Raw genomic sequence first — 17,661 nt, forward strand, 5'->3', positions numbered from 1 at the left:
CGCCCTATGTGATCGCGCCGGTGGGTCTTGGCGTCGGCGGCAGCTTCTACCAGGAAGACGTTTCCAACCTCGACCAGCGCGTGCGCGACATGCAGGCGCGGGCGATGGTGACGGTGCCGGTCAGCCGCACCGTGCAGGTGGTGGGCGCACTGGGCTACGAGGATGTCGAGGTTTCCAGCCGCGATGCGGTGCGCGATGCCCAAGGCAATCCCGTGGTCGGCGGGGACGGGCGCTACGTTACCGACAAGAGCGGCCCGCGCGAACTGGCCTACGATGTCAGCGGCTTGCTCTGGGACGTGGCCGTGATGTGGCGGCCCAGCCGCCGCACCTCGCTGTCGGCCCATATCGGCCGCCGCTACGGTTCGACCAGCTTCGGCGGCACCCTGGCCTATGCGCCCGACGACCGCAGCCAGTTGAGCGTGGGCGTCTACGACAGCGTGAGCGGCTTCGGCGGGCAGCTGAACCGTGCCCTCGACCAGTTGCCGGATGACTTCGTGGCCGTGCGCGATCCCGTCACCGGCGAACTGCGCGGCTGCGTGATCTCGCTAGACGGCAACAACTGCCTGTCCGGCGCGCTGGGTTCGGTGCGCTCCGCCGTCTATCGCGGACGCGGCATCGCGGCGAGCTATTCGCGCCAGATCGGCCGTCTGAACGCCGGGATCGGCGCGGGCTACGACCGCCGCGATTTCATCGCCGCGCGGGATACGGTGCTCGCCGCCGCCGATGGCGTGGTCGACGAGAACTGGTGGATCGCTGCCTATGTCAACGGCGAGCTGGGCCGCGACGCCGGCTGGTCCGCGAACGTCTACGCCAACTGGCTGAGCAGCACCGACGCTCTCACCGGCGATGTCACGGGCTACGGTGCAACGCTCGGCTACTACCGCATGTTGGCCCGACGGTTGCGCGCAAGCGTGGCCCTGGGGATCGACGGCACCAGCCGCGACGATGCGCTTTACGATGATATCTGGACTGCGTCGGCCCTGGCGGGCTTGCGCTACAGCTTCTGATTGCGAAGGAGAGCAGGGATGTTCGACCAATTCTACGGGTTCGAGGGCCGCCCTTTCCAGCTGACGCCCGATCCGGCCTTCTATTTCGAGAGCGCGACGCACCGCAAGGCGCTGTCGTACCTCGGCTATGGCCTGGCGCAGGGCGAGGGCTTCGTGGTCATCACCGGCGAGGTCGGCGCGGGCAAGTCCACGCTCGTCTCGCACCTCATGGCCACGATCGATCCGGCGCGGCTCACCGCCGCCTGCATCGTCACCAGCGCGCTGGACGGCGAGGCGATCGTCCATGTCGTGGCGCAGGGCTTCGGATTGCCGGTTGCCGGGCATGACAAGGCCTCGGCGCTCGGCGCGATCGAGGGCTTCCTCCACGCCGAGGCGCGCGCGGGGCGTCGTTGCCTGCTGATCGTGGACGAAGCGCAGAACCTGGCGATCGATGCGGTCGAGGAACTGCGCATGCTGTCGAACTTTCAGCTCGGCTCGCATCCGCTGCTCCAGACCTTGCTGCTGGGCCAGCCGGAGTTCCGCACGACCTTGCTGGAGAGCCCGCTGCTCGAACAGCTTCGCCAGCGCGTGATCGCCACCCATCACCTCACGGCGATGGAGCTGCGCGAAGTCCAGCCTTACGTCGAGCATCGTCTGAACCGTGTCGGCTGGAAGGGCAATCCCGGCTTCGATCATCGCGTTTTCGCCGAAGTGCACGAGGCGACCGGCGGCATTCCGCGCAGGATCAACCAGATCGTCAACCGCCTGCTGCTGCTCGGCGCGGTGGAGGAGCGGTCGCTGATCGACCTCGACATGCTGCACGAAGTTCTGGGCGAGCTGGACGAGGACGGCACCCGCCCCCTGGTCTGCCGTAGCGAGCCGGCTGAGACGGCCCCGCCTGCCGCGTCCGCGCGGAGTGACGGGCCTCATGCCGATGCCCCCGATCCGGATGTCGCCAGGCGCCTGATCGAAGCGGCTCTGGCGCAGCGCGACTCGCAGCTTGAAGAGCTTCGCAACGTCGTTTTCGAACTCGCCGCCAGTCTGGAGCAGGTGAGGCAAGGCGCCGCCGGGGAAGATGATTCTCGGGAAGAAACGCCTCGCGGAGAAGATCCGCGCGTGGCCGGATTGCAGGAGCAGCTTGCGCAGATGGCCGCCGGCAATGCCGCTCTCGAAGCACGGCTGGACGAGCAGGAGCGCACATTGCGCCACACGCTCACCATGCTGATCGAATGGTTCGAGGGTGGCGAAGGCCGGCGCCGGGCGGCCTGACCTTCGCATGCCCGCGCACACGCATCGGCCGACGAGGACGGAAGCCATGAACGATACCCGGCCCATCAACGGCCTCTCGGTCGATGTCGAGGACTGGTTTCAGGTCGGCGCTTTCGAAAGCGTGATCGACCGTGCCGACTGGCCGGCGATCCGCACGCGGGTCGAGCGCAATTGCGACGATATCCTGGCGCTGTTCGACGCGGCCGGGGTGAAAGGCACGTTCTTCACGCTCGGCTGGGTGGCGGTTCGCCATCCCCGGTTGCTGCGGCGCATAGCCGAGGCGGGCCATGAAGTGGCGAGCCATGGCTGGGACCATGAGCGCGTGTTCCACATGGATGCCGCCATGTTCGGCCGCGATCTCGACATGAGCCGCAAGGCCATCGAGGATGCCGCGGGGGTCAGGGTGACGGGCTATCGTGCGCCCAGCTTTTCCATCGACGCGCGCACGCCGTGGGCTTTCGACGTGCTGGCCGAGCAGGGCTATGCCTATAGCTCCAGCGTCGCGCCGATCGTGCATGACCACTACGGCTGGCGGGAGGCGCCGCGCTTTGCGTTCAACCCGCTTCCGGACAGCCCGCTGGTAGAGATTCCCGTCACCACCGCGACCTTCGCCGGTCGGCGGCTGGCGGCAGGGGGCGGCGGGTTCTTCCGCGTGCTGCCTTACGGATTTTCGCGCTGGGCGATCCGGCAGGTCAACGGTGAGGGCCGTCCTGCGGTGTTCTACTTCCATCCCTGGGAGATCGACCCGAACCAGCCGCGCGTGCCCGAGGCGCCGCTTCGCTCGCGGCTGCGGCACTATACCAACTTGCGGGTCATGGCGGGCAAGTTGCGCCAACTGGTCGACGAGTTCCGCTGGGGGCGGATGGACGAGCTTGCCGTGCGCGAGGCGGAGCGCGCCGTTTCCCTGCAAGCGGCGCTGGCAGCATGAACGCGCCTTTCGCTCCCCTTGCGGGCGCGGTACGGCTGGTCGATCTTTCCGACCCCGGCGAAATCACGCGGCTGGAACGGTTCACGGCCAGACATGCGCAAGCCACGCCTTTCCACCGCCCGGCCTGGTTTCTTTCGGTAGCGAAAGCCACGGGAAACCAGGCGTTGGCGCTGATCGAGGAACGGCAGGGGGAAATCCTCAGCTTCCTGCCTCTGGATGCCGTTCATTCTCCGATCTTCGGCCGCCTGCTGGCCTCGACCGGCTTCGCGGTAGGCGGCGGCCTGCTGACCTTGCCCGGCGCCGATACGTCCGCGCTTTTCGCGGCGCTGGAGGAACTGGCGCTGCGCCAGTCGTGCCCGGCCATCGAGCTGCGCGGCGGGGTGCTTCCCGATGCGGGGGCAGGCTGGACGCTCAAGACCGAGAGCCACTGCAACTTCGCGCGGCCCCTGGCAGCGGATGACGAGGCGCAACTTCTGGACGTTCCGCGCAAGCAGCGCGCGGAAGTGCGCAAGGCGCTGGCAGGCGATCTCGAAGTCGAGGTCGGCACGTCCGAGCGCGACCGCGCCGCCCACTACGCGGTCTTCGCGGAGAGCTACCGCAATCTCGGCACCCCGGTATTTCCGCGTGGCCTGCTCGATGCCGTGCTGAACGCTTTCGGCGACGAGGCGGACGTGTTGACCGTGCGCCATCGGGGGCGGCCCGTTTCCAGCGTCATCACGCTCTATCATCGCGGCGCGGCGATGCCCTATTGGGGCGGGGGCACGCGTGAAGCGCGGCACCTGCGCGCCAACGACCGCATGTATTACGAACTCATGCTCCATGCGCGGCGGCGCGGGTGCTCGACGTTCGATTTCGGTCGCTCCAAGACCGGCAGCGGCGCCTATCATTTCAAGCGCAACTGGGGCTTCGAGCCGGAGCCGCTGACCTATGCCGCATGGACCGCTCCCGGCGCGCCGAAGCGGGAGGCCGATCCCGCCAGTTCCAGCCTCTCGCTCCAGATCCGGCTCTGGCAGCGCCTGCCCCTGGCCATGGCCAACCGACTCGGGCCGCTGATCGCGCGCGGGATCGGCTGATGGGCGAGATCCTGTTCCTTGCGCATCGCATTCCGTTTCCGCCCGACCGGGGTGACAAGATCCGCTCGCACCATGTGCTCAGGGCTTTGGCGGCACTGGCTCCGGTCCATCTGGGCTGCTTCGCGGACGACGAGGCGGATCATGCTTGCGAGGGCGAGTTGGCGGCCTTGACGCAGAGCCATCTCCTGCTGCCGCGCGGCAAGTCCCTGGCCGTGGCCGGGCTGGAAGCGCTCATCGGCGGCGATCCGCTGAGTCTCGCGGCTTTCCGGGACCGGCGCATGGGGGCGTGGGTGGAGCGGATTCTGGCGAACCGTCCGATCGAGACGATCTTCGTGTTCTCCGGCCAGATGGCGCAATACGTGCCCAAGACCTATCGCGGCAGGCTGATCGTCGATCTGGTCGATGTCGATTCCGCCAAGTTCGAGGCTTACGGCGCCAAAGGTCGCGGCTTTCGCGGCTGGATGGAGCGACGGGAAGGGCGCCTCCTGCGTGGGGAAGAAGCCCGGATCGCGCGCCGTGCCGACCGCACGTTGCTCGTCAGCAAGGCGGAGGCGGCGCTCTTCGCCGCGCGGCTGGGAGAGCCCGAAAATCGTATCGAGGCCATGGGCAACGGCATCGACAGCGCGCTTTTCGATCCCGCGCGCGTCGTGCCGGAGCCACGCATGCTGGCTGTAGAAGGCCCCCGTCTCGTGTTCACCGGGCAGATGGACTACGCGCCCAACATCGAAGCGGTGGAACGGGCGATGGACCGCATCCTGCCGCTGGTCCGTGCGCGCCTTCCGCAGGCCAGCCTGCATGTCGTCGGCCGCAATCCACCCTCCTCGCTGCTGGCCCGTCACGGACGCGAAGGTGTTCACGTCTGGGGACGCGTCGCGGATATCCGGCCCTGGCTCGCTGCGGCGGATCTGGCGCTGGTGCCGCTGGAAATTGCGCGGGGCGTACAGAACAAAGTGCTGGAAGCGATGGCGATGGCTTTGCCGAGCGTGCTCTCCACGGGCGCCGCAACCGGCATAGACGCCGTGGCAGGGCGCGACTTCGCAATTGCCGAAAGCGACGAGGCCCTGGCGGAGAAGGTGCTCGCCCTGTCCTGCGATCGGGATCGCGCCAGAAACATGGGCCAGGCCGCGCGGGCGTGGATACTCGCGAACGCAAGCTGGGAGGCCGCACTGGCCGACCTGCCGAACATGCTGGCCTTTTCGCAGGAAAGCCTCAACGATGCCGCCTGAAACCGCAGCGCCGATGCGAACCCTGCATTGGCCGGACCTCCCCGCGCATTGGCGCGCGGCGCTGGTGCGCTGGGGTATTGCGGCGCTGATCGTCGTGGCTGTGCTGCTGGATGATTGGGCCAGGATGGCCCGGCAATGGTGGGATATCTCCACTTACAACCACATCGTCCTGATCCCGCCGATCCTGGCCTGGCTGGTCTGGCAGCGCCGCGCCGAGCTGGCGAAGCTGACGCCGCTGTGCTGGTGGCCGGGGTTCCTGCCGATGATCGGGGCCGCGTTTCTCTGGCTGCTGGGGGCGCTGTCCGGCCTCGATCTTGCGCGGCAGGCCGGCGCGGTGGCCATGCTGGGATCGACGGTGCCGTTGCTGCTGGGGCCGCGCGTGACGGCGGGACTGTTCTTCCCGCTCTGCTACATGGCCTTCCTGGTGCCGGTGGGCGAGGAACTGGTGGAAGTCCTGCAAACCGTCACCGCCGCGATCACTGTGGCGCTCACGCATCTGAGCGGCATTCCCGCCACGATCGACGGGGTGTTCATCGATACGCCCGCAGGGCTGTTCGAGGTGGCCGAGGCCTGCTCCGGGGTGAAATTCCTGATCGCCATGATCGCCTTCGGCGTGCTGGCCAGCCATGTCTGCTTCGTCAGCTGGCGCCGCCGCGCGGCGATGATGCTGGCCTGCGTACTGGTTCCGATCCTGGCCAACGGGGTGCGGGCCTGGGGCACGATCTTCGCCGCGCAATTCGTCGGGGTGGAGAAGGCGGCGGGGTTCGATCACATCGTCTACGGCTGGGTGTTCTTCGCGGCGGTGCTGGCGATGGTGATCGCCGGGGCATGGCGATTCTTCGATCGCCCGCTCGACGCGCCGATGATCGATGCCGCCCGGATCGCGCATTCTCCAGCCTTGACGCGACCGGAGAGGATGCGCCTTTCGCCGGTAGCCGCCGTCGTTCTTCTGGCGCTGCTGCTCGCGACGGCCAAGTCCTGGGCGCATGTCGGAGAGCGCCTTCAAGCGCCTCTGCCGCCGCATATAGATCTTCCCGCCGTTCCCGGCTGGAAGCGGGTGGACTACGCCCCGGCAATCTGGTGGGAACCGCGTGCGGAAGGTGCCGATCATCGCCTGCTGGGCCGCTATGCCGATGGCCAGGGTCATGAGGTCGACGTTTTCGTCGCGCTCTATGCCGGGCAGGGCGAAGGCCGCGAGGCCGGCGGCTTCGGCCAGGGCGCTCTGACGCCCGACTCGGGATGGTCGTGGCAAGCCTCGGGCCCCGTCTTCGCCCAAGGGCGCAGCGAACGCCTGCTCGGTCGTGGCAAGGTGGAGCGGCTCGCCGTGACTTGGTATCGGACCGGCGATCTCCTGACCGGCAGCAACACCCACTTCAAGCTGGGCGTCATCGGTGACAACCTGTTGCTGCGCGCCAGGCCCACGACCACGCTGATCCTCTCTTCGGAAGGCGCCCGCGCGCCCGATTCGATCACGCGCTTCCTGGCCGCGACCGGGCCGACCGGCGCGTGGATGGACCGCGTCGTCAAGCTCCGCTAGGCCGGTCCGGTATGTGTGGCATCGCCGGTATCTACCATCTCGAAACCCCCAAGCCGGTCGAACCGGCGCGGGTGGAAGCCATGTGCGATGCTCTGGCGCATCGCGGCCCCGACGGTAGCGGCGTCTGGACCGCGCCCGGCGTGGGGTTGGGCCATCGCCGTCTTTCGATCATCGACCTCGCGGGCTCTCCGCAACCGATGGCTTCGCCGGACGGGCGGGCCATGCTGGTGTTCAACGGCGAGATCTACAATTACCGGGAACTGCGCTGCGACCTGAAAGCCTGGGGCGCCGAGTTCCGCACCGATGGCGACAGCGAGGTGATCCTCGCGGCATGGCGGCGCTGGGGGCCGGAATGCGTGACGCGCCTGCACGGCATGTTCGCTTTCGCGATCTACGATCTCGATGCGCGGACCCTGTTCCTCGCCCGTGACAGGTTGGGAGTGAAGCCGTTGTTCCTGGCTCCCCTCAGCGACGGCAGCCTGGCCTTCGGTTCCGAACTTAAGGCGCTGCTGGCCCACCCCCTGCTGCGGCGCGAGATCGATCCGCTGGCTATCGAGGACTACCTCGCCTGGGGCTATGTGCCGGACACCCGTTCGATCCTGAAGGGCGTGACAAAGCTGCCGGCGGGGCATTCCCTGTTGCTGCGCCATGGCCAGCCGCTGCCAAGGGCGACTCAATGGTGGGACGTGTCCTTTGCCGAGCGCCGCAGGGGCAAGGTCGAGGATCTCGAAGCGGAACTGCTTCACCTCCTGCGCGAGGCGGTCACCTCCCGCATGGCGGCGGACGTTCCGCTCGGAGCCTTCCTCTCGGGCGGCGTGGACAGTTCCAGCGTCGTCGCGCTCATGGCCGAGGCAAGCGCGCAGCCGGTGAAGACGTGCTCGATCGGCTTCGACATCGCAGCGCTGGATGAGAGCGACTATGCCGCGCAAGTGGCAAGGCGTTTCGGCACGGATCACCGCGCCCGGCAGGTTTCGCCCGACGATTTCGAGGCGATCGACGCTATCGCCGGGATGTTCGACGAGCCTTTCGCCGATGCCTCCGCCTTGCCCACCTGGCGGGTCTGCCAACTGGCCCGCGAATCGGTGACGGTGGCCCTTTCCGGAGACGGCGCAGACGAAGCTTTCGCCGGCTATCGCCGCCATGTCTTTCAGCGCGGCGAGGATCGTGTGCGCGGAATCATCCCTCAGGCGATCCGAGGACCGCTGTTCGGCTCTCTCGGCAAGCTCTATCCGAAAGCCGATTGGGCACCGCGTCCGTTGCGGGCCAAGGCTACGCTGCTCTCGCTGGCGGCGGACAGCGCGCAAGGCTATGCCCGTGCGATCGGATTTGCCGCGCCGGAACTGCGGGACGGCATTTATTCCGAGGATTTTCGCTGGCTTCGCGGTGGCTATCGCGCCGAGCACGCGGTGATCGATCTGATGCGCGGCGCTCCTGCACGGTCGGGGCTGGACCGCGCGCAATATGCCGACCTCAAGCACTGGCTTCCCGGCGACATCCTGACGAAAGTCGATCGCACGAGCATGGCGGTAAGCCTGGAGGCGCGCGAGCCTTTGCTGGACCACCGCTTGATCGAGTTTGCGGCCAGCCTGCCCGAAACGATGCGCGTGCGGGCAGGGCAGGGCAAGTGGCTGATGAAACGCACCATGCGGCGCAGCCTGCCGGACGAGATTCTCTACCGACCCAAACAGGGCTTCGTCACGCCCATTGCGCAATGGTTCCGCGGCCCCCTGGCCTCTTCCGCCCGAGAAATAGCGTCCAGCGCCACGCTGGCCCGCACGGGATGGCTGGATACTGGCCGCATCGGCACCCTGGTAGAGGAACATATCGCCGCACGCAGCGACCATTCGCGCCTCCTATGGCAGCTGCTGATGCTCGATCGGTCGCTAACTCATTTGGGGATCGCCTGATTTTCCCCCTTTTCGGCGGCTTCCTCATCCGGCAGCGGTTTGCCGAATTATTGTCAATGCCGGTTAACCTAACTTCTTCTTAGGACCTTTGCTCTAACTCGGGCAGCGACATCGTCATCGCAGGACGTGCATGAAGATAGCAGGTCGCCATTACAGGATTGAAATGCGGAAGCTTTCCGATGAGGAAAGCCATGTCTTGCGATTGGGCGCAGAGGGGAATCATTTGCGAGGCCATCATGTCTGACCTCCGCACGAGGACCGCGAAAGTCTGGAAGAGTGCCAGATTCCGGATCGTCTTTTGGGCGGCCCTTACCGGCATAGTTCTGGGCATCACCGGCGCCGCGCTGCCGCTTGAGGACGTTCTGGTGAACGGACGCACCTGGTTGCGCCTGCACCCGTCCAAGGGCGAGATCGTGATGGTCCTGCAGGACGGGAAAACGCTTGAGGAACTTGAGGTTCTGGACGTGACCCGTGCGGATGACGCACAGGTCATCCGTAACTTGCAGGGCGCCGGCGTGAAGCGTGTCTTCATCAACCGCTTCCTGGACGATAGTGCAAAGGATCCGGGCCGGGGCCAGTTCCTGGAAGCGCTCAAGGCGTTTCCGGAGCGTGTTTTCCTGGGCGCGATGCCTGCCAAGGACGGACCACGCGGCAATTATGCCGCGGCGATGCCTTCACGGGCATTTCTCGAACATGCGCGGGCTGTTTCGCTCCTGGCGCTCGATCACCCGTTCAACCTGAGCAAAAGCCTGCCGTTCTCGTCCAACAGTCCGAAAGGCGTGGTTCCCAGTCTGGCTGCGAGCATCGCGGGCGTATCGAGGCCTGCCGATCGCGTGTTTCGACCGGATTACGCTATCGATTACACGACGATCCCGACCGTAAGCTACGTCGACATCCTCAAGGGTCGCTTCGACAAGGCAACTGTTCGCGGCAAGGACATCATCATCGCCCCAAGCGCGGAGGTCTATCACGACCTCCATACCTTGCCGGCGCAAGGCTACGCGCCCGGTGCGTTCTTCCACGCCATCGCGGCGGAAACGCTGAAGGAAGGCGTTCCCATTGAAATGGGTTGGCTTCCGGCCTTCCTCGTGGTGCTGGGGGTGATCCTCACCGGCCTGGGGCGAGGTCGCGTGCTCGACGTCTATCGGTTCTCGGGTCTGGTTGGTGTTCTTATCGTCGCGCCCCTGGCGCTCGACCAGTTTCGTATCCAGGTGGATATCGTTCCTGCCATCGCCATGGCGGCGGTGGCCGTGTTCCGCATGCGCAACCTGGACCGCGTCGAAGTAGCCGGAGAGACCAACTCCGGTTCCGGCATGCCCAGCGTGCAGGTGCTCCGCAAGTATGAAGCGGTATCCAGCCGTATCCTCGTGGCGCTTCAGATCCGCAACTACGGCGCGATCATCGGCAGTTTCGCCGAGCACGTCGAGGCGCAAGTCGCCAACGAGATCGTCCGCCGCATCCGCATCAGCGACAGCGAAGTCAGGGTCTATCACGAAGGCGGCATGTTCATGTGGCTTTCGACCATCCGCAGCACTTTCGACCTCTTCGAGAACCTCGAAGGGCTGCATCGCATCGTTCAGAACGGCATTCAGGTCGGCGGACTGGATATCGACCTGTCGTTCAATTGCGGCATCGATTCGGAGTTCGACCGCCCGGTATCCAGCCGCGTCGCCAGCGCCATGCAGTCGGCCGAGGAAGCCGTCCGCAATGACGAGCTGGTCTACAAGTTCGACAGCCGCAAGCACGAGGCGCAGTGGGAAATCTCGCTGTTGACCCAGCTCGATCGCGCCATCGACAATGGCGAGGTCTGGGTGGCCTACCAGCCCAAGCTGGACGTCGCGAGCAATCGCGTTACCGGCGCCGAGGCGCTTGTGCGCTGGACCCATCCCGAACGCGGTCCGATCAGTCCAGACAAGTTCATCCGCATCGCCGAGGAGTTCCACCGGATCGAGCGGATCACCCGCTTCGTGATCGATGATGCCGTCAGGTGTGCCGTCGAACTGCGTCGTCATGGCTTCGACATGACCGTATCGGTTAACATCTCGGCCCAGCTTCTCAGGAATCCGGGACTGCCGGGGATGATCGCGGAAATCCTGGCCACTTACGGATTGTCCGCCGAGATGTTGATTCTCGAGATCACCGAAACGGACCGGCTCGATCGGAGCTCGCGCACGTTCCAGATGCTTCAGAAGCTGGTGCAGTCCGGCATTCGCCTGTCCATCGACGATTTCGGAACCGGCAATGCGACGATCGACTATCTGCGTTACCTTCCCGCCACCGAGGTAAAGATCGACAAGGTCTTCATCCAGGCGATGGAAGGCAACAAGGAGGATCTCCTGCTGGTCCAGTCGATCATCGAGATGGCGCATTCCCAGGATCGCACGGTGGTCGCGGAAGGCGTGGAGACTCAGGCCGCGCTCGAAATCCTGCGGGCGATGCAGTGCGATGCCATCCAGGGATACTATGTCAGCCGGCCCGTCCCGTTCCGGGATCTGCTCACACAGATCGTGGGAAGGGAAGCGCGGCAGACTGGTTAAAAAAGTCTTGATGAGTTCTTAACCTGTTGTTATCCATGTGATCAGCCGCAAGATAGCGGCGTTTCACATGGGGTAATGTTATGTACAGCTGGAACTGGGGCAGCCTCGGCCGCTAATCATTAAATGGCGCGGCGCTTCGTAAGAAGCGTCGCGCTTTTACTTTAAAAATGGCGGAAAATAGCCATTTCATGAACAGATGCAGCGCCCTTCCAATTATGGAGCGGGCGCTTTTTTAATGCCGTCTTGTAAATGTTGCCGTGAAAGTAGGCCGCGAATCGGCCCGCGCGGAAGCGCGTCTGGCGCTCCAGCGTTAATCTTTGATTCGCAGACTGTTAACGATTTCAGTCTTCGCCGTGGCCCATGGCAAGATAATCGGCGCTCTGCATCTCATTGAGACGGCTGACCGTGCGCTCGAATTCGAAGCGGCCGTCGCCCGCGTCGTAAAGGTCTTCCGGCGCTGCGTCCGCAGCGGCGATCAGCTTGACCTTGTTCTCATACAAGGCGTCGATCAGGGTGACGAAACGCGCGGCTTCGTTGCGACGGTCCGGCCGCATCCTCGGGATGCCAACAAGAATCACGGTGTGATAGGCCCGCGCGATCGCCAGGTAGTCGGCGGCGCCGCGCGCCTCGCCGCAGAGGCGTTTAAAGCTGAAGACACCCACGCCCTTGAGGCTCTTGGGAACGTGCAACATGCGCCCGCCACCCACGTCGATGTCCGCAGAGGGGACATGATCGCTGTCTTCGGGCGGATAGTCGGTAAGGCGATAGAATGCCTCGCGCGCCTGCTCGGTCGCTTCCTCGCCCAGCGGGGAATGCCAGGTGGCCATGCCGCCCAGGCGGTGGAGCCGATAATCGGTCGGCCCGTTGAGCGTCAGTACGTCCAGTTCTTTCTCGATCAGATCGATAAAGGGCAGGAAATGCTCACGATTGAGGCCGTTCTTGTAAAGATCCTTGGGCGCTCGGTTCGATGTGGTGACGATGGTCACCCCTTCGTCGAGGATAAGATGCGTGAACAGCCGGCTCATAATCATCGCGTCGGCGGAGTTGTTCACGACCATCTCATCGAAGGCCAGGACACGAACGTTACGGGCAATGGTCGCGGCCACCGGAGGGATCGGGTCGCCACTTTCCTTGCGCCGTTCCTCGCGAAGAAGCCCATGGACTTCCAGCATGAAGGCATGAAAATGGATGCGGCGCTTGTCCTCGATGTCGAGCGTCTGGTGGAACAGGTCCATCAGCATCGATTTTCCGCGCCCGACGCCGCCCCACATATAAAGGCCGCGCGGTGAGGGCGCCTTCTTGCCGAGCAGCTTACCGAACAGCCCGGTGGATGTGCGCGCCTTGTAGATCTCGCGCTGAAGCTGGTTGAGCCGCTCGGCTGCGGCCGCCTGTTCGGGGTCTGAGCGAAGTTCTCCGGTCGCGACCAGCGTCTCGTAGCGTTCCAGCATCGCGGTCATCGTACGCTCGGCTTGCGAAGGGTGCCGAGGAAGCTCGACACCAGGGTCTCGCCCTGTTCGACTGTGCCGCGCAGGAACACCAGCCGGCGCGTCTCGCGCATGATTTCGCAGCAAACGTCCAGCGGTTCGCCGATTCGGCCCGCGCCGATGAACTGATTGTGGAGGTCGAGAGTCACCGAGCCGGCGACTTCGGCGCCCAGCACGCTGAACATCGTCGCGAACATTGCGACGTCGATAAGGGCTAGGGTAACGCCGCCATGGACGTTGCCGTGCATGTTGCTGTGGCGGCGTTCCAGTTCGAGGAGACGCACCCGTGCGGCGCGCTCGCCCTCGCGCCGGATCACCATCGGACCCAGCGCGACCGCGTTGAAGCGGCTGTCGTCGTTGAGGGTCCAGGTGAACCAGCCCGGGTGTTCCGGGGCCGGCTCATGGATGAATGCGGCGCAAGACACGACCACGATTACCCGGACCGATCCGCGAGGATCAGACCTGGCGCTCTGCCTGCATCTTCTTGATTTCGGCGATGGCGCGCGCCGGCGACAGGCCCTTGGGGCAGACGTTGGCGCAGTTCATGATGGTGTGGCAGCGGTAGAGGCGGAACGGATCTTCCAGCTCGTCCAGGCGCTCGCCAGTCATTTCGTCGCGGCTGTCGGCCAGCCAGCGATAGGCCTGAAGCAGGATGGCCGGGCCCAGGAACTTGTCGGAATTCCACCAGTAGCTCGGGCAAGAAGTAGAGCAGCAGGCGCACAGGATGCACTCGTAGAGGCCGTCTAGCTTCTCGCGCTGTTCGGGGCTCTGAAGACGCTCCTTGCCCGAAGGCGTGGTGGAAACCGTTTGCAGCCAGGGGCGGATCGAGGCGTACTGCGCGTAGAAATGGGTGAAATCAGGAACGAGGTCCTTGATCACTTCCATGTGCGGCAGCGGGGTGATGCGGATGTCGCCCTTGAGGTCTTCGATCGCCGTGGTGCAGGCCAGGCCGTTCGAGCCGTTCATGTTCATCGCGCAGGAACCGCAGATGCCCTCGCGGCATGAACGGCGGAACGTCAGCGTCGAATCCATCTCGTTCTTGATCTTGATGATCGCGTCGAGCACCATCGGGCCGCAATCGTCGAGATCGATCTCGAAACTGTCGTAGCGCGGGTTTTCGCCCGAATCCGGATCGTAGCGGTAGACGGTGAACTTCTTGACGCGCGCAGCGCCCTCGGCCTTGTGAACCTTGCCCTGCTTCTTGATCTTGCTGTTCGCCGGGAGGGTGAAGCTAGCCATGAAGAAATCCCCGTGATCTTGCACTGCGGCACGAACCGCGACTGAATGTCCCCTTAGCGATTCAACCGCGTGGGGCAAGGGCCAGAGTGCGCGTGATAGCGGTTTCGTGGCGCCATGGTGTTGCAAATCGGTCCCACGGGATTGCGGCGGGCGAACGATTCTCTGAAAATGACGGTTTGGTCGAGCAAGGTGGAAGCGAGGCAAGCGCCTTCTACGGTAGCCGATCATTCCGACGCTGCGTCCCTGGCGTGAAGACCGATCAAAAAAGCGAAAGGCCCCCACGCTTTCGCGCGGAGGCCCTTGTCGCCGGATCGGGAGGGGGGAGGGCGCTGACGCCGCTCCCCGCTCGCGATCAGTTACCGAAGGTGCGCTGCCACCAGCCGCGACGCGGCGATGTGTCATCGCCCGATTCGCCCTGATCCGCAGATTCCAGCGATGCCGGTTCCTCGACAGGTGTCGGGGCGCTGACCGGCTCTGCCGCAGTTTCGACGGCGTCAGCCTTCTTGCGGCGCGTGCGCTTGGGCTTCGCAGGGGCTTCCTCACCAGCCGTTTCAGCCGGGGCTTCCGCGACGGCTTCGACGGCATCGACCTTCTTGCGACGCGTGCGCTTGGGCTTGGGAGCCTCTTCGCCCGCTTCCGGCTCGGCCGTTTCCGGCTTGGCCGACTTCGCTGCAGCCCTGGCAGTCCGGGCCGGAGCCTTGACCGGAGCTTCAGCCGCCGCTTCGACCGCATCGGTCTTCTTGCGACGCGTACGCTTGGGCTTGGCAGGCGCGTCTTCGGCAGGCGCCTCTTCGACAGCCGGAGCTTCCGCGACCGGGGTTTCTACCGGTGCGACCGCCTCGACGACATCGGCCTTCTTGCGACGGGTGCGCTTCGGCTTGGCCGGAGCCTCCTCCGCGACCGGTTCGACGACGACTTCCGCTGGAGCGTCTGCTTCCACCGGCGCTGCGGCTTCGATCACGGCATCATCGTGAGCGGCGTCCTCCGGCGCATGATCGCCGTTTTCGCCGTTCTCGATTTCACCGTTTTCGTTTTCGCCGTTGCGGCGTCCGCGACGACGGCGACCACCACGGCGGCGACGCTTGCGCGGTGCTTCCGAATCGTCCCCTTCGGAAGCGGGGCCGAAGTCTTCGTCATCCCCGGCTTCGCCTTCGCCCTCGGTGGCTTCGTCGCCCCCGGTCTGGTCGTTGGCGTCTTCGGCATAGGACTCGTCGCTCGCGCTTTCTTCCGAGCCATCCTCGTCACGGCGGTCGCGGTTGCGGCCGCGACGGCGCTTGCGGCGCTTGCGGCGGGAGCCGCCTTCGTCGTCTCCGCCTTCGCTACGGCTCTGCGATTCCTCGCGCTCTTCGTCCTCGAACTCCTCATCCTCTTCGATGAAGTCGTCCTCGACCTCGTCGGCGATCGGATCGAAGCGCGGCACGAAATCGTTGCGCGGACCGGAAGAGATGACGCGCATCTTCGCGCCTTCGTTCTCGCCCTCGGGGATCACTTCGACGTTGACGCCGTAACGTTCCTCGATGTCGCCGAGATCGGCGCGCTTGGCATTGAGTAGGTAGATCGCCGCTTCCGTCGAGGCGAACAGCGACACCACCACGCCCTTGCCCTTGGCGGCTTCGTCCTCGATGAGGCGCAGCGCCGAGAGGCCTGCCGAGCTGGCGGTGCGGACCAGGCCGGTACCGTCGCAGTGCGGGCAGGAACGCGTGGTGGCTTCCAGCACGCCGGTGCGCAGGCGCTGGCGGCTCATTTCCATCAGGCCGAAGCTGGAAATGCGACCGACCTGGATGCGCGCGCGGTCGTTCTTGAGCGCTTCCTTGACTGCCTTCTCGACCTTGCGGACGTTGGAGCCGTACTCCATGTCGATGAAGTCGATGACGACAAGGCCGGCCATGTCGCGCAGGCGCAGCTGGCGGGCGATTTCCTGGGCGGCTTCGAGGTTGGTGGCGACCGCCGTCTGCTCGATGCCGTGCTCCTTGGTGGCGCGGCCCGAGTTGATGTCGATCGAAACCAGGGCCTCGGTCGGGTTGATGACGATGTAGCCGCCCGAGCGCAGCTGCACGACGGGGTCGTACATCGCGGTGAGCTGGTCTTCGGCGCCGAAGCGCTGGAACAGCGGTACGGGGTCGGAGTAAGGCTTAACCTTGCGGCCGTGGCTCGGCATCAGGAGCTTCATGAAGTCCTTCGCCGCGCGGAAGCCTTCCTCGCCCTCGACGATCACTTCCTCGATATCGCGGTTGTAGATGTCGCGAATGGCGCGCTTGATCAGGTCGCTGTCGGAATGGATCAGCGCCGGCGCGGCCGAGCGCATGGTCATTTCGCGCAGTTCGTCCCAGAGGCGGGCGAGGTAGTCGAAGTCGCGCTTGATCTCGGTCTTGGTGCGCTGGAGGCCGGCGGTGCGGACGATGCAGCCCATCGAGCGCGGCAGGTCCATTTCGGCGATGATCGACTTCAGGCGCTTGCGATCCGAGGCGGAGCTGATCTTGCGGCTGATGCCGCCGCCGTGGCTCGAATTCGGCATGAGCACGCAATAGCGGCCCGCAAGACTGAGGTAGGTGGTGAGGGCGGCGCCCTTGTTGCCGCGCTCTTCCTTGACCACCTGCACCAGCAGCACCTGGCGACGGTGGATCACGTCCTGGATCTTGTAGCGGCGGCGCAGCGCCATACGCTTGGCGCGCAGTTCGTCGGCTTCCTTCGAGCGACCGCCACTGCGGCCACCCTGGCGGCGTCCACGACCGCGGCGGCCACGGCCACCGTTTTCTTCCTCGGACGCTTCTTCGTCTGCGGTTTCGAAGCCGTTCTCGACGGCGCCGTCCTCGATCGTGGCGACCTGATCCTTCTCGGAGGTATCGACTTCGGTCAGACCGCCATCCGAGTAACCTTCGGCATCGTAGCCGTCGCCGCCTTCCTCGTCCTCGTCATCGCCTTCCGAAGCGCGCAGGGCGGCTTCTTCCTCGGCATGGGCGGCTTCTTCCGCCAGCAGGGCCTCGCGGTCCTCCTTGGGGATCTGGTAATAGTCCGGGTGGATTTCGCTGAACGCCAGGAAGCCGTGACGATTGCCGCCGAAATCGACGAACGCCGCCTGAAGCGAAGGCTCCACGCGGGTGACCTTCGCCAGGTAGATGTTGCCCTTTATCTGCTTTTTGTCGGCCGATTCGAAATCGAACTCTTCAATGCGATTTCCCTTGAGTACCGCCACCCGCGTTTCTTCCGGGTGGCGCGCATCGATGAGCATGCGCGTTGCCATTGTATAGTCTCCGTACGCGCTCTGCCCCGGCCGGATCAGCCAGGGTGGCGCGTGTCTGTTCGATGAAGCCCGCGCCGGGATCGTCGGGCCTGCCGGATGCGGCAAGGCCCACGTTGTTGCGGGCGGAGGTAAAATTGGAAACGGGGCAATCCAGCGCCCCGAGTGCGACTGTTCTCTTGTCTGCCGCGACGTGCGCGGCGAAGTTGCCTGCGGCCTTGCGGCGTAATGCCATGG

The 17,661-nt window shown here is 65.1% G+C and carries 12 protein-coding genes and 1 pseudogene; 8 read left to right on the forward strand and 5 right to left on the reverse strand.

Going from position 1 to position 17,661, the window contains the following annotated elements; all coding sequences use genetic code 11:
- The 8 genes and pseudogenes from RT424_RS10450 to RT424_RS10485 form a co-directional block, all read left to right on the forward strand.
- A pseudogene (locus RT424_RS10450) lies at positions 1-1,007 on the forward strand (preprotein translocase subunit YajC); the annotation flags it as partial.
- A gap of 18 nt (positions 1,008-1,025) precedes the next feature.
- A complete protein-coding gene (locus RT424_RS10455) occupies positions 1,026-2,255 on the forward strand; it encodes an XrtA/PEP-CTERM system-associated ATPase (RefSeq protein WP_313437384.1) in 1,230 nt (409 codons plus the stop codon).
- A gap of 46 nt (positions 2,256-2,301) precedes the next feature.
- A complete protein-coding gene (locus tag RT424_RS10460; RefSeq protein ID WP_313437387.1) occupies positions 2,302-3,183 on the forward strand; it encodes an XrtA system polysaccharide deacetylase in 882 nt (293 codons plus the stop codon).
- Complete coding sequence (locus RT424_RS10465; protein ID WP_313437389.1) at positions 3,180-4,256, forward strand: FemAB family XrtA/PEP-CTERM system-associated protein; 1,077 nt, start codon at positions 3,180-3,182, stop codon at positions 4,254-4,256. The genes RT424_RS10460 and RT424_RS10465 overlap by 4 nt, the downstream gene beginning before the upstream one ends.
- Positions 4,256-5,482 (forward strand): TIGR03087 family PEP-CTERM/XrtA system glycosyltransferase, encoded by a 1,227-nt coding sequence (locus RT424_RS10470; RefSeq protein WP_313437391.1) that lies wholly within the window; start codon positions 4,256-4,258, stop codon positions 5,480-5,482. Before RT424_RS10465 ends, RT424_RS10470 begins: the two co-directional genes overlap by 1 nt.
- Positions 5,472-7,019, forward strand: coding sequence for an exosortase A (xrtA, locus tag RT424_RS10475; RefSeq protein WP_313437394.1), 1,548 nt, complete (start codon positions 5,472-5,474; stop codon positions 7,017-7,019). The genes RT424_RS10470 and xrtA overlap by 11 nt, the downstream gene beginning before the upstream one ends.
- An 11-nt stretch (positions 7,020-7,030) precedes the next feature.
- The gene (locus tag RT424_RS10480) at positions 7,031-8,926 is read left to right on the forward strand and encodes an XrtA/PEP-CTERM system amidotransferase (RefSeq protein WP_313437397.1); all 1,896 of its coding nucleotides are present in this window, start codon (positions 7,031-7,033) and stop codon (positions 8,924-8,926) included.
- A 236-nt stretch (positions 8,927-9,162) separates the two neighbouring features.
- A complete protein-coding gene (locus RT424_RS10485) occupies positions 9,163-11,463 on the forward strand; it encodes an EAL domain-containing protein (protein ID WP_313437400.1) in 2,301 nt (766 codons plus the stop codon).
- Positions 11,464-11,804: 341 nt separating this feature from the next.
- Here the strand turns inward: RT424_RS10485 and zapE are convergent, their stop codons facing one another.
- The 5 genes from zapE to RT424_RS10510 all read right to left on the reverse strand — a co-directional run.
- On the reverse strand, positions 11,805-12,920 hold the full coding sequence (gene zapE, locus RT424_RS10490) for a cell division protein ZapE (protein ID WP_313437403.1): 1,116 nt from the start codon (positions 12,918-12,920) through the stop codon (positions 11,805-11,807).
- A complete protein-coding gene (locus RT424_RS10495) occupies positions 12,917-13,372 on the reverse strand; it encodes a PaaI family thioesterase (RefSeq protein WP_313437406.1) in 456 nt (151 codons plus the stop codon). The genes zapE and RT424_RS10495 overlap by 4 nt, the downstream gene beginning before the upstream one ends.
- A gap of 31 nt (positions 13,373-13,403) precedes the next feature.
- Positions 13,404-14,186, reverse strand: a complete 783-nt coding sequence (locus RT424_RS10500) for a succinate dehydrogenase iron-sulfur subunit (RefSeq protein WP_313437408.1) — start codon at positions 14,184-14,186, stop codon at positions 13,404-13,406.
- A gap of 352 nt (positions 14,187-14,538) precedes the next feature.
- A complete protein-coding gene (locus RT424_RS10505; RefSeq protein WP_313437411.1) occupies positions 14,539-17,427 on the reverse strand; it encodes an Rne/Rng family ribonuclease in 2,889 nt (962 codons plus the stop codon).
- Positions 17,351-17,661: hypothetical protein (locus tag RT424_RS10510; RefSeq protein ID WP_313437414.1), on the reverse strand; the 311-nt coding region annotated here is incomplete at its 5' end. The genes RT424_RS10505 and RT424_RS10510, both read right to left, overlap by 77 nt.

It is taken from the genome of Novosphingobium sp., assembly GCF_032093395.1.
Lineage (GTDB): Bacteria > Pseudomonadota > Alphaproteobacteria > Sphingomonadales > Sphingomonadaceae > Novosphingobium.